The 12,269-nt window shown below is 64.5% G+C and carries 11 protein-coding genes; 6 read left to right on the plus strand and 5 right to left on the minus strand.

Going from position 1 to position 12,269, the window contains the following annotated elements; all coding sequences use genetic code 11:
- Positions 1-66 precede the first annotated feature (66 nt).
- From MNAB215_RS12070 to MNAB215_RS12085, 4 genes are all read right to left on the minus strand, one after another.
- Positions 67-1,071 (minus strand): phosphotransferase family protein, encoded by a 1,005-nt coding sequence (locus MNAB215_RS12070; protein ID WP_077079070.1) that lies wholly within the window; start codon positions 1,069-1,071, stop codon positions 67-69.
- A complete protein-coding gene (locus tag MNAB215_RS12075; RefSeq protein WP_131829106.1) occupies positions 1,068-1,529 on the minus strand; it encodes a hypothetical protein in 462 nt (153 codons plus the stop codon). Before MNAB215_RS12075 ends, MNAB215_RS12070 begins: the two co-directional genes overlap by 4 nt.
- An 81-nt stretch (positions 1,530-1,610) precedes the next feature.
- Entirely contained in the window at positions 1,611-2,591 is a 981-nt protein-coding gene (locus MNAB215_RS12080) for a DUF7065 domain-containing protein (RefSeq protein WP_077079072.1), read from the minus strand.
- Positions 2,591-3,478 carry a TetR/AcrR family transcriptional regulator gene (locus tag MNAB215_RS12085; protein ID WP_131829107.1) on the minus strand — a complete coding sequence of 296 codons (888 nt, stop codon included), beginning with the start codon at positions 3,476-3,478 and terminating at the stop codon, positions 2,591-2,593. Before MNAB215_RS12085 ends, MNAB215_RS12080 begins: the two co-directional genes overlap by 1 nt.
- A gap of 570 nt (positions 3,479-4,048) precedes the next feature.
- Here MNAB215_RS12085 and MNAB215_RS12090 point away from each other — a divergent pair.
- Both MNAB215_RS12090 and MNAB215_RS12095 read left to right on the plus strand, forming a co-directional pair.
- Complete coding sequence (locus tag MNAB215_RS12090) at positions 4,049-5,254, plus strand: sulfotransferase family protein (protein WP_077079074.1); 1,206 nt, start codon at positions 4,049-4,051, stop codon at positions 5,252-5,254.
- On the plus strand, positions 5,254-5,721 hold the full coding sequence (locus tag MNAB215_RS12095) for a nuclear transport factor 2 family protein (protein WP_077079075.1): 468 nt from the start codon (positions 5,254-5,256) through the stop codon (positions 5,719-5,721). Before MNAB215_RS12090 ends, MNAB215_RS12095 begins: the two co-directional genes overlap by 1 nt.
- Before the next feature lie 156 nt (positions 5,722-5,877).
- On the opposite strand, the gene MNAB215_RS12100 is transcribed toward MNAB215_RS12095, so the two are convergent.
- Complete coding sequence (locus MNAB215_RS12100) at positions 5,878-7,002, minus strand: acyl-CoA dehydrogenase family protein (RefSeq protein WP_077079076.1); 1,125 nt, start codon at positions 7,000-7,002, stop codon at positions 5,878-5,880.
- 184 nt (positions 7,003-7,186) lie between these two features.
- On the opposite strand from MNAB215_RS12100, the gene MNAB215_RS12105 reads away from it, so the two are divergent.
- The 4 genes from MNAB215_RS12105 (at position 7,187) to MNAB215_RS12120 (ending at position 12,268) form a co-directional block, all read left to right on the plus strand.
- Positions 7,187-7,633, plus strand: a complete 447-nt coding sequence (locus MNAB215_RS12105) for a nuclear transport factor 2 family protein (protein WP_245830275.1) — start codon at positions 7,187-7,189, stop codon at positions 7,631-7,633.
- Positions 7,630-8,883: a cytochrome P450 gene (locus MNAB215_RS12110; RefSeq protein ID WP_077079077.1), complete on the plus strand. Its 1,254-nt coding sequence runs from the start codon at positions 7,630-7,632 to the stop codon at positions 8,881-8,883. The genes MNAB215_RS12105 and MNAB215_RS12110 overlap by 4 nt, the downstream gene beginning before the upstream one ends.
- A complete protein-coding gene (locus tag MNAB215_RS12115; RefSeq protein ID WP_077079078.1) occupies positions 8,876-10,996 on the plus strand; it encodes an acetate--CoA ligase family protein in 2,121 nt (706 codons plus the stop codon). The genes MNAB215_RS12110 and MNAB215_RS12115 overlap by 8 nt, the downstream gene beginning before the upstream one ends.
- 90 nt (positions 10,997-11,086) lie before the next feature.
- Positions 11,087-12,268, plus strand: a complete 1,182-nt coding sequence (locus tag MNAB215_RS12120; protein WP_077079079.1) for an amidohydrolase family protein — start codon at positions 11,087-11,089, stop codon at positions 12,266-12,268.
- Position 12,269 lies beyond the last annotated feature (1 nt).

Consider the following 12,269-nt stretch of genomic DNA (forward strand, 5'->3'; position numbering starts at 1 on the left):
TTCACTCTCTAAGTACCGGCCGACGCTCGGCACCGCTCTACGGACTTGGACCGTTGGAGGTCACTGCTATCGGGTTGCTAGCCACCATTGCTCGTGCGCCGTCGTGAGGGCACTGAGCAGGTACGCGGGTAGGAGTGACTTGTTCCGGCCTTCCGCCAGCTCACGAACCTGCGTGTAGAGCCCCTGCAAGCCTTGCAGGCCAGCGATCACGGTGAAGTACCGGATTGCCTCCGGAGTGACGAGCGACTCGTCGAGTCCGGACTTGGCTGCGTAAAGACGCCGCAGTCGAGAAGAATCCTTGGTGATGGTGTGCGGGGGCTGCATGGACTCAACCCACGTACACCAGCCCAACTCCTCGCGAGGATCGCCGATCCGCGCCATCTCCCAGTCGACGGCCAACAGTTGTCCCTGTTCGTCGACCATGATGTTGCTCGGCTGAAGCTCGCCGTGCACCAAGCAGAACGGAGCGGGCTCGGGACGGTTGTCCTCAAGCCAGCCGGCGATGTACCGGAACAGCGGGTTGCGGTCGAGCTGTTGCTGCTCGGACTTGCGCCATTCCTCGATCCGTCCGTCGACGTAGTCGTCCCAGCTGGCGGGCCGTTCGATTTCCTCCGGTAGCACCGAGAGGTCGGTGCGATTGATGTGTGCGGCGAGTTCGGCGAACGCATCGATCGGATCGGAAACCAACTGACTCTCGCCGCCGCGGATCTCCGCGAGGAAGGAGCGTCCCTGGACCTCCTCGAGAATGATCGTCTTGCTGCCGAGGTCGGAGCCGTCCTCGTCGTAGTACAGGGCACGAGGCATCGGCACGTCGGTCTTCTCGGTGAGCGCTCGCAGCAGTACCCACTCCCTTGCCCGGTCGCTCTCGATCGTCACGTTGGCGTCGAGCGGGTCCGCCCGCATGATCAGATTGCTGGTCGATCCGTCGCAGTGTGCGGTGAACCGCGCCATGTGCCGGCTGTATCCGCCGGCGATGACCTCGTAGTTGTCCACCTTGACGGTGGCGGATTGAGGTATTCGGCTGGAGAGAAAGCGCTCGAGTCGCTGGCAGATCTCGTTTGGTTCGTTCATGACCGGCCCGCTAACTCGAAGGACCCGCGGATGTGCAACTCGCGGTGGAGCCGCTGTTCGAGCAGGTGTTCTACCCGCTGCCGTACTGTTTCGTCGGCCGTCCGGCAGTTCTCGAGCAGTCGCGAGAGAACCTCACCGGCCGCGTCGTAACGCCGCTGCACGTCATCGAAGTGCAGGCTGCTCGAATCCAACTCTCTCAACACCGCGAGGGCCTCGGCGACCAGCCGCGCTCCGGGTCGGCCATTGTCCACGTAGTCGTCCGCCTCTGCGAGTACGACGGCGACCTCCTCGTGCATCCAGGCTACTTCGTGGCCGCAACGGCTGGCCACGTTCGCCAGGATGGAGTCGATCATCGCCAGGACGGTCTTCGTCGGGACGTCGGTGATCGATCCTCCCACCGACGTTTCCAGGTGTTCGCGAACCAACTGAACCAGCTGTTCGCAGGATGGATGATTCATCATTGAAGTTGATCCGCTCGTTCTTGGTCGGGCTACGTGCTTGGTGCGCCTACGTCCTTATTGCGGCTATCTCCGCAACGCTCAACGAATCTCGGTCTGTGCGCGTAGGAATTTTCGTGCCTGGATGCCGGGGAACCATTCGATGGCTTCGCCGTATTCGATGGAGCCGTCGTCGAGGGTCCACTCGCACAGGGACCAGTACTGCAGGTACCGCGCCCAGGGCACCCATTTCAGGACGTTCTTGCAGCGGCCTTCGGCGTGCACCGTGCGGCCGAGCTCGTCGGTACCTTCGATGACCAGCCGCCATGGCACGCCGTCGGGGCGTCGCTCGACGACCTTGCGGGTGCCGGTGACCACGTTGGCGACCTTGTCGTCCTTTTGCAGCCAGCCGGTGATTGCCGGTTCGGTGGTCCCGACGATTGGGTCGGTGTCTTGGGGTTCGGTGCCCATGTTGTACGTCTGGAACGCGAAGCCCTTGCCGTCGTTGAACCAGGGGAAGTCGCCTCGGGGGTTGTCCTTGTAGAGCCGTGGTCCCCAGGAGTGGTCCCGGTTTGATCCGCAATCGACGGCGATGTCCTCGCCGTTGATGCGGACCGTTCCCGTCACGCGGCCGGCCTGTTCGTAGTGGTGGGGTCCCCATTCCTCGGAGCCGTCAGGGAAACCGGCGTTGGCGACCTCCATCGTCGCGTCGAACCGCAGATCGAACTGACAGCCGTCGCGGTCGTACTGCATGGTGAACGCCTTCTGCGGCTTGAGGCAGTGCACGGTCAGCCCGTTGGGTGTGGTGTAGTCGAACATCTCGGTATTGGTCGAGGGGTTCAGTGGCGCGAATTCGTGCCAATCGTGGTAGAGGCAGTCATACATTTCCTCGCCCGAAGGGTCCCACAACGCGACCCCGGTCATCGAGAAGTTCATGTTGGGGCGGTGATTCATGTAGACGAATCCGCTGAGATCTCGCTCGGCCACGTAGAACGGAAACCAGGCACTTTCGTTCCAGAACGGGCTGTCGGTCATCGTGGTGGTGTGGAAGTAATCGTCCTCGGGACGAACGACATCGACCATTAGCTTTTCTCCTTGTCGTGTGGCGAGCCGCCTGGTATCTCCAGGTTCAGTCGAGGGATCGTGTTTCCCCCGGCGACGTTGAGGTACTGGGCCAGTGCTGCCTCGGCTCGAGCGGCCCGCCGCTCCGCAGCGACGACACGTTCGTGTAGTTCGATGAGCAGCTGGGTTGTAACCGGAGCGTCGGCGGGTGGCGGATCGGGTTCGGTGGCATCACTGGGCGAAACACCGTGCAGGACAAGGTCAACCATGGCTTGGCTCAGCTGCGAGGGTGTTGCGTTGACTGCATTGGTTGACAGGATCGGGTCGAAGAGAGCGAGTCCGGCCACCATGCCCAAGACCAGGATGTTGGTGGTGCTGGGGTCCACGTGAAGGCCGCGCCGCGCTCCTTCGAGCTCCAGCTGAGGGACGAGTTGCTGCAGGATTTCGGCGATCTCAGCAGGCCAGGCGGCACCGGTTTCCGAGGGATCAGAGGGGTTCGGGAGCAGTTGGTGTCCCTGCACCAGCGCCATCGCGAGCTCGCGATGCTCGCGCAACAACCGATACAGCGGATCGATGAACCCTTGGACCAGATCTCGCAGCGGCGCCGGCTCATCGACCTGGGTCTCCCAGGTCGTCAAGTACGACGAGATCACTTCGCCAAACGGCACCAACACCGCGGCGCGAAAAAGGCCGGCTTTCGATCCATAACGTCGATAGAGCAGCGGCTCGTGTACACCAGCCAGTGCGGCGATTTCCCGGGTCGTGCTGCCGGCGTAGCCGTTCATCGCGAACAGGTGCCGCGCCGCGTCGCAGACGACTCGATCGACTTCCTCAGGGGATCGACGGACCTTGCCATGCGCAGTCGTGCCGTTACGAATCGGCGTGGGCGTGGGTTGGTGACGTGACACCTTCAGCCTTCCGTTTTGCGCAAGCTCACCTGGGTCCCGAAGGTAGCACGCGCTACAGCAAGATGGCTAGAAGGTAGTTTTGGCTATCTATACACGATGTGCGAGATCATTTTCGGTTCAAAAATGGGTACGTAAACGCACTTGAGCTTGAGATCTAACACACAGTGACGAGAAGAAACTGTGCTGACTCAGACACACATGGGGATCGAGGATGCCAGGCAGCAAACTTGGCAAGCGTTGTTTTAGCGGCCGGTCAGATCGTCCGGACCTCATCGGTGATGGGCTGGCGATCGCATCACCGGGACTCAGGTTCGTGTTGGCGCAGATCGCCTCGACGGTAGTGGGTCTCCCAGGCTGTGTAAGGGATCCCGAACACCACGTGCCAGCCAACGTGGCCTTGGCCATCGTCCATTCTCCTAATAGCGTTTCGAAGTCTGCATCGGACTTTACCTCGAGATCTCCACTGATTACGTCGCCAAGAGAATTTACAAATCTGCGCCGATTTTGACCAATGGAGGAGCATTGGCCGGTAGCTTTCAACCCCGAAGCCCGGTCGATCGAGGAGTTGTCATGTCAGAGCAGACGTTGCAGGGGATGCCCACCGCAGACTTCGACGCCGAGCACCGCATTGCTGCGGCGGTGGCCGAGGCAGGTTCGGACGACTTCGGAGAGCCCGGATTCACCGACAACGTGCGTGCCTACCTCGACGCCATCAGCACTGAGGCGGATATCAGCCCGGTGGGCGGTCTGGGCCTGCAGCACCTTGTACACGGGTTACTCGTCAACAGACTCCGTTACCAGGCCGACCTCGCCACACACCCCCAGATCGCGGCCGAGGACGTCAGCGACCCAATCGTCGTCGCGGGACTCTTCCGCACCGGCACGACCAAACTGCAGCGGATGCTCTCGACCGACCCCGGTGTCCAGGAACTCACGTTCTGGCGTCTGCTCAACGTGGCGCCGCTCCCCGGCGCCACGCCCGAGGAACCCGACCCTCGCATCGCGATCGCTCGCGACTACGTCGACGGGCTCGCATCCCAGTCACCCGAGTTCATGGCCGCCCATCCATGGATCGCCGACGAGCCCGATGAGGACTCGCTGCTGCTGTGGCTCACCTTCAACCACCTGGCCGGCGGGAGCGTCGGCTACATCCCGACCTTCGTCAAGCGGGTGCAGTCGCGCGACCAGCGCCCCAACTACGACTACCTCGCAGGCATCCTGCGCTACCTGCAGTGGCAGGACGGCGGGCGCCGGGACCGTCCGTGGGTGCTCAAGTCCCCAACGCATGTCGGCAGCATCGAGCCGATCCTGGGGGCGTTTCCCCGCGCGACTATCGCTTTCTGCCACCGCGATCCAACCGTGGTCGTGCCGTCGTTCGTGCGCCTCTTCGAGATCTTCTGGGGGCTCTTCGGCAACTCGGTCGACCCCCGCAAGGTCGGCCCCGTGATGCTCGAGCTGTGGTCCGCTGAGATGCTCAAGGGCCTCGACCAGCGTGACCGCCTTGGTGATGACCCGCGCATCGTCGACATCTATTACGACGACATCGTCGCCAACCCCATTGATGTCATCCGTCGCATCTACGACCAGCACGGACGCACCCTCACGCCCGAGGCCGAGAAGGCCTTCGTCGGCTGGGAGCAGGACAACCCGCAGCACAAATTCGGCAAGCACTCGTACTCCCTCGAGTCCTGCGGCCTTACTGAGGATCAGGTGCTTGCCGCGTTTGTGCCCTATATCGAGCGATTTCCCCGTCTCCGAACAGAAGGGATGGCCTGATGACTGACCTCGAGGCGCGTGTGGGGCGGCTTGAGACCGAGCGGGCGCTGACCCGGCTGGTCTACGACTACTGCCACGGCATCGACCGGCACGACCTCGAGCGCTTCCTTTCCGTCTGGGACGAGAACGCGACCTGGGACACCGGCGGCCCGTTCGGCAGCTATACCGGCCTGGTCGACATCGAGCGCGGGCTCAAGGAGTCGATGTGGCCGGTCTTCTCGGCTTTGCACCACTGGACGGTCAACCTCGTGCTCGACGTGGAGGAGGGAGCGGAAGCAGCGACCGGTATGTCGAATCTGACCTTCCAGGGCAGCGCCCCCGACGGCACTGCGATCGTCGTCGCGGCCACTTACCACGACGAATTCTCGCGCCAGTCGGGGCGGTGGCGGATCAGCCGCCGCACCGTCGAGATCCACCACTTCGCGCCGCTGCCCGGCGTCGCGTTCAGCCCCATCCCGGGTGGATGAGCGGTGCCGGTGTGATCGCGCCGGGACTCTGCGGTCCTTTGCCGATCAGGACGGTGAGCACGTGATGGTGGGCTACACCCGGCTGCGGGATGGGGCCAAACCGGACAAAGCCCCGCGGGTCGACGGCGGATCCTCGGCCTGACTCAAAGGGTCAGTTCAGAGGTTCATCGATTGGGCCACCACATCCTGGTGGTAACCGAGGCCCCCCAGCAATGCCTCGGAGGCCTTGGCCCGTTTCAGATACAGGTGCGCCTCGTGTTCCCAGGTGTAGCCGACGCCGCCGTGGATCTGGATCATGGCGGTGGCTGCCCGGGAAAAAACTTGCGAGCAATGTGCATAGGCCAGCGATGGCGCCGCCGCCGCATCGGTGTCGTCGACGACCGAGGCCATCGCGTAATAGGCGGCGGAGCGGGCCGACTCGACGTCGAGCAGCATGTCGGCGCACCGGTGCTTAATAGCCTGGAAACTGCCGATTGCCCGCCCAAATTGTGTGCGGATCTGCGCATACGCGACCGAGGCGTCCAGGCAGTGCGCCGCGCCGCCAACCTGCTCGGCGGCCAGGCACACCGCCGCACGCTGCAGGGTGCGCTGCAACGTCGCCACCCCGTTGTCGTCTGGACCGCCCAGCAGCCGCGCCGGCGTCTCATCGAAATGCACTTCGGCTAGCTTGCGCGTCTGATCCAGCGTGGGCAGGGGCGTGCGCAGCAGGCCCTGCGCGTCGGAGATGTCCACGGTGAACAACGAGACCGCCGCGGAGCCGGCCAGCCGTGCCGACACGACGAGCAGTTGCGCCGTGTGACCGTCGACAACCAGCGTTTTCGTCCCGCGCAGGCGGTAGTCCGTGCCGTCAGCGGTGGCCGTGGTGGCCACCTCGTAGGGCGCCCAGGCGTCGGTCCGCTCGGCGAAGGCGAGCGCGGCGCGCACGTCGCCGGAGGCGATACCGGGAAGGAGGCGCTCGCGCTGCTCGGCGGTGCCGCCTATCAGGATCGCGTTAGCGCCCAGGGCGATCGACGACAGGAACGGCGCGCACAGCAGGGCGCGGCCCATTTCCTCCATGACCAGGCACAGTTCCACCAGGGAGTAGCCGGCACCGCCGAAGCGCTCCGGGATGACGAGGGACTGCAGGCCCAGCTCACCACCCAGCTGGGCCCACACCGCGGCGTCGAAGCCGTCCTCGGTGTCCATCAGCCGCCGCACCTCGGCGATCGGGGATTTGGCCTCGCAGAACTTGCGCACCAGCTGTTGAAGTTGGCGCTGCTCGTCGCTGAGCGCGAATGTCAAGGCGTCCTCTCCCGTCGAAGTTTCATCTAACTTATCACAGACTAATATATGCACCTAAGGCTGTGACCGTTGACTAACTACCAAAATCTGTGTAGAAAAATAATGAATAGGCCAACGCTGAGCCGACGGGTTGGACGAATTGGAGAGGCGGTTTTCGGTGGCTGGGCAGCACAACATAGAGGTCGTGCGCAGATTCACCGACGGACTACGTTGCGGGGATATCAGCGCTTGTGCGGCCTTGCTCGACGATGCCAACGTGTTCTCCGAGGCTGCCAGCCTGCCGTTCGGTGGTGACTATGTCGGCGTCGAGGGGTTTCGCAGAATGCTGGGGGCGGTGAGCCGCGAGTTCCGAGTCGTGCTGGACCCGCCCGGGATCGCCGGGACTGACGATTGGGTCGCGGTCGTGGTACACGGGACCTTCACCTCGCGGCGGACCGGACGCAGCATGCCCGTCGAATGCGTCGACGTGTACCGGCTGCGTGACGGCAAGATCGTGCGCGTCGACGTGCACTACAAGGAACCGGGTGCCCTGGCTGAGCTGTGCCGCGGCTCGGTCGACTCCGACTTGGCGCCGGCCGCGTCCGGCCAGCCCCCGTCCACCATTTCCAACGATCGAGGTGAGCTCCCGTGAGCGACGAACAACCCGGCAAGCGCACAGGCGTTTGCACCGCGCTGCATGCCTTGGGTCACGAGTATGACCATTACGATCCGCAGTTCGCGCTGGACCCGCACGCTGATTACGCCGCGTTGCGCACGACATGTCCGGTGGCGCGTACGGAGAACTATGGCGGCTTCTACGTGATGACGAAGTTCGACGACATCGCCGCGGTCCTGCACAACGCACAGACCTTCTCATCGTGGCCGGCGGACACTCCGCCCACTCCGGGCCACACTCGCGCGCTGATCCCGCTGGAGGTTGATGCACCCGAGCACCGCCGGTACCGCACGATCGTCGATCCGCTGTTTCGCCCTAAGGCCATCGAGCACATCGCGGAGTCGGTTCGCGAGTACGCGATTCAACTCGTCGACACCATGTTGGACAAGCGTGAGTTCGATTTCATGGCCGAATTCGCCCAGCCCTTCCCCAGTGCGGTGTTCCTGCGCCTGGTCGGGTTGGACTTCAGTGTGCAGCAGCGTGATCAGCTGTGCAGCTGGGCGAGCACCATCCTGCACACCACGACCACCGGCGCTTCGCATGGCGACGTCGAGGCGCAGACTGCAGCCCGGCTGGGCGCCGGCAAGGCGCTCAACGACTTCCTGCGCGCGTTATTGGACGAGCGGCTGAAAAATCCCGGCGACGACATCATTTCCTACCTAACCACCGCCGAGATGCCCGGGCAGCGCAAGCTGGACTATCGGGAGATCCTTAACTTCGCCTACGTGCTGGTGCTTGCCGGTCTGGACACGGTGACCACCGCGATCGGATTCAGTTTCCTGCATCTGGCCCGTCGCCCAGATCTGCAAGACCGCCTTGCGGCGAATCCGGCGTTGATCCCTGCGGCCGTAGAAGAGCTGCTGCGGTACGAGCCGATCGTGCATGCCAGCAGGACGGTGACCGAACCCGCGGTGATCAACGGGGTCCAACTGCAGCCCGGTGACCGGGTGGTGGTGCCGCTGGCGTCGGCGCACCGCGACGAAGACGCCTACCCGCAGGCCGATCAGATCCTCCTTGACCGTCCAGCGAAGCAGTCCATGGTGTTCGGCGCCGGCAGCCACCGGTGCTTGGGGTCTCATCTGGCGCGCCTGGAGTTGACGATCGCGTTCGAGGAGATCCTGCGCCGGATACCCCGCTTCTCGCTGCCGGAGAACGCCCGGCTCGCCGCGTACGGCGGTCAGACTCGAAGCCTGGCAGTGCTGCCGTTTAGGACCTGGCGTGACTGAGGCACTGGGGCTGGCGCCGCCCCGCGGGCACATTGCTAAACGGTTTCTTGAGCCATCGTCGGTGGCCATCGTCGGGGCATCCACCAGCAGCGGACAGGCCTACAAGGCGGGTGGTCGGGCGGTACTTGAGCATCTGCGCGTTTACGGCTACGCGGGCCAGGTGATGGTGATCCATCCCACCGCCACTGAGGTTGACGGCCACCCGGCACTCCGGTCGCTGAGCGACGCGACTTCAGTGCCCGACGTGGTGGTCATCGCGGTCCCTGCGGCCGCGGTGTTAGGGGTGTTGGAGGAATGCGCCGCCGTCGGCGCCCGTCAGGCGCTGATCCTTACGGCGGGCTTCGCCGACATGGGGGCGGACGGACACAGCTTGGAGCGCACGCTGCTGGAGTTCGCCAAGCAGCACGGCATCCATGTCGTCGGGCCCAACAGCACCGGACTGGTCAACGTCCGCACCGGCCTGGCCATGAGCATGACCTCGGTACTCACCGAGGGGGTGCCCATCACCGCGGGCGGGATCGCCGTGATCGCGCAGAGCGGCGCGATCGGCAGCACCGTCGTCGAACGGGCCCGAGACGCCGGGGTGGGTATCTCCCACATCGTTAGCACCGGTAATCAGCGCGACATGGACATCCCCGACTTCATCTCCTATTTCGCGGGGCTACCCGAAGTCCACACCGTCGCGCTGTACATGGAATCCATCCGCGACGGCCGCCGTTTCGCCGCCGCAGTCGAGCAACTGCACGACGCCGGCAAACGGCTGATCACCTATCTGGGCGGGCGCACCGCGGCAGGCGAGCAGGCCGCAGCCAGCCACACCGGCAAGATCATCGGTCGTGGCGCATTGGAGTTGGCGCTGTTGCGGGCGCTGGATGTGACCGTGGTCGACGACCCCGACGACCTGTGGGTGCTGGGCACCGTGACCGCGCCGTCGCAGCGGCAGTTCCCGCGACGCTGGGGAATGGTCGCCTACTCCGGCGGCATGGCAGTGCTGGCCACCGAGCAGTTGGCCAGCGCCGGGGTGGTGTTCCCCCCGCTGGGGACGTCGACGACCCAACGCCTCAAGGCACTGTTGCCGAGCTTCGCCGCCATCCCCAATCCGCTCGATGTCGGACCCGGCTCGATGCCCGGGCACTTCGGCGGTTATCTCACCGCGGTGGCCGAAGATCCGGCCGTGGAGGCGGTGTGCGTGCCGCTCCCGATGGGCGCCCGGGGGTGGAACGCCCAAAGCGTTGCCGACATTCTGGCGGTGCGCCGCGCTACCGGTAAACCCTGCGTCGTGCTCTGGTATGGGGGCCGCGCGGTCGACCCCTACATCAAAGAGCTGCGCGAGGCGGGGGTGTTGGTGGCCCAGAGCCCATCAGACCTGGGCCGGTTGGTACGAGCGCTGCTCGGCCCGCAGCGGGTGCTGGACCCGACCCCCACCTTCGCCGGCGAGCCCGCCACGCGTGCGGCGACGATCGGCGGCGCCCAGGCATTGCGGTTGCTGACTGACTACGGCCTGGACGTCGCGGCGATGACGGTGTGCGACGCCGGCTCGGCGGCAGCGGCGGCCGGGGCGCTCGGTTACCCCGTAGTCGTCAAGTCCGCCGATGAGGACATCGCGCACCGCACCGAGCTGGGGCTTGTCGCGGTCAACCTGTCCGACGCCGCCCAGGTCGAGGACGCGGTGGCACGGATGGCAGCTACGAGCGTGGCGACCAACCCGACTTGGCTGGTGCAGAAGATGGTGACCGCCGGAGTGGAGCTGATCCTGACCGTGCGCACCGCAGATGACCTCGGGGTGTTCGGCACGGTAGGAGTGGGCGGCGCAGCCGTCGAGGTGCACCGCGACGTCGAACACGTTCCGCTGCCGTGCGATGCGGCCACCCTGCACAAGGCGCTGACGCGGCTGCGGCTAGCCGAACTGATTTTTGGTTTCCGCGGAAGCGAACCCGTCGATGAGGCCTGGATCGGCGACACGCTCAACCGGATGACTGTTCTGCTCGCGGAACAGAACCTGGCCGAGATCGAGGTGAATCCTGCCATTGCCGACAAAAACGGCGGGACGATCGTGGACGCTCTATGTGTTCTGGCTGCTGTGCCTGCCCTTGTCCGTTCACCAAATTCTTAGTAGATTTAGAATAATAAATCCCAGCGTGGAGGCTGTTCTGCCGCGCCGAGATGGACATCCCGATAGACCTGTCAACGTTTGGAGGACCACGTGACTGGCACCGACCTTCTTCCCGTGCTCGACGTCGATCAGCACTACTACGAGCCTCTGGACGCCTTCACCCGGCACCGTCCCAAGGAATGGCGTGAGCGCACCGTACAAACCGCGGTTATCGACGGCCGCACCCGCCAGATTGTGGCCGGCAAGATTGACCACACCGTCACGAATCCGACCTTTGACCCCATCGTGAAGCCGGGGGCGATGGCCGACTACTTCCGCGGTAATCCGCAGAAGCGCTCGCTTCTGGACATCCTGTCCGAGCGCGAGCCGATTCCCAGCCACTACCGCAACCGCGACGACCGGCTGGCCAAGATGGACGAGCAGGGCCTGCAGGCGGTGTGGATGCTGCCGTCGCTGGCGATGGGATACGAAGAAGCGCTGCAGTACGACCCGCCCGCGGCCGGACAGGCGTTCAAGGCTTTCAACCGGTGGCTACTCGATGACTGGGGCTACAACTACAAGGACCGGATTTTCAGTTCCCCCTACCTGGCTTTCGGCGACATCCCGAACGCGATCGGCGAAGTCGAGCACGGCCTGGCCAACGGCGCCCGGATTTTCGTGGTGCGCGCCCAGGCCACCTACACCGACGGCGGCTGGCACTCTCCCGGTGATGAGATCTTCGACCCGATCTGGGCGCGGGTGCAGGAGGCCGGGGCAACGGTGGTCGTTCACGTCGGTGAGGTCGGCGGAGCAGGCCTGGACAAATACGTCGAACACCGCGGCAACATCATCGGCGACATCGCCTCACCGCTGCAGATTGCCGTCGGACACGAGCGGGCAGTCGCCAACTATTTGGCCGCGGTGACCTGCGACAAGCTCTTTGAGCGTTTCCCGGATCTGACCATCGCCTCGGTGGAAAACGGAGCGGAGTTCCTGCCGTTGCTCATCTCCGGGCTGAACCGAGCGGGCTTCCAACGCCCCGGCTACTTCGCCTCAGATCCCGTAGAGCAGTTCCGCGAGCACGTGTGGGTGTCTCCCTTCTGGGAGGACAACCTCCTCGATGTGGTGGAGCATCTCGGCATCGACCAGGTGCTGTTCGGGTCGGATTACCCGCACCCGGAGGGCCTTGCCGAACCCCGCCAGTACGAGAAGGTGGCCGCCGAGCTCAACGATCCCGTCGCCGAACGCAAAGTCATGTGGGACAACGCGGCGAAACTGACGAAGCTGACCTAGG

It is taken from the genome of Mycobacterium numidiamassiliense (assembly GCF_900157365.1).
Taxonomy (GTDB): Bacteria; Actinomycetota; Actinomycetes; order Mycobacteriales; family Mycobacteriaceae; genus Mycobacterium; species Mycobacterium numidiamassiliense.

What these genes read in the sequence shown, in the direction of transcription:
- MNAB215_RS12070 (WP_077079070.1), bottom strand. Translation starts at nt 1,071, where the DNA reads ATGAACGAACCAAACGAGATCTGCCAGCGACTCGAGCGCTTTCTCTCC.
- MNAB215_RS12095 (WP_077079075.1), top strand. Translation starts at nt 5,254, where the DNA reads ATGACTGACCTCGAGGCGCGTGTGGGGCGGCTTGAGACCGAGCGGGCG.
- MNAB215_RS12075 (WP_131829106.1), bottom strand. Translation starts at nt 1,529, where the DNA reads ATGAATCATCCATCCTGCGAACAGCTGGTTCAGTTGGTTCGCGAACAC.
- MNAB215_RS12090 (WP_077079074.1), top strand. Translation starts at nt 4,049, where the DNA reads ATGTCAGAGCAGACGTTGCAGGGGATGCCCACCGCAGACTTCGACGCC.
- MNAB215_RS12080 (WP_077079072.1), bottom strand. Translation starts at nt 2,591, where the DNA reads ATGGTCGATGTCGTTCGTCCCGAGGACGATTACTTCCACACCACCACG.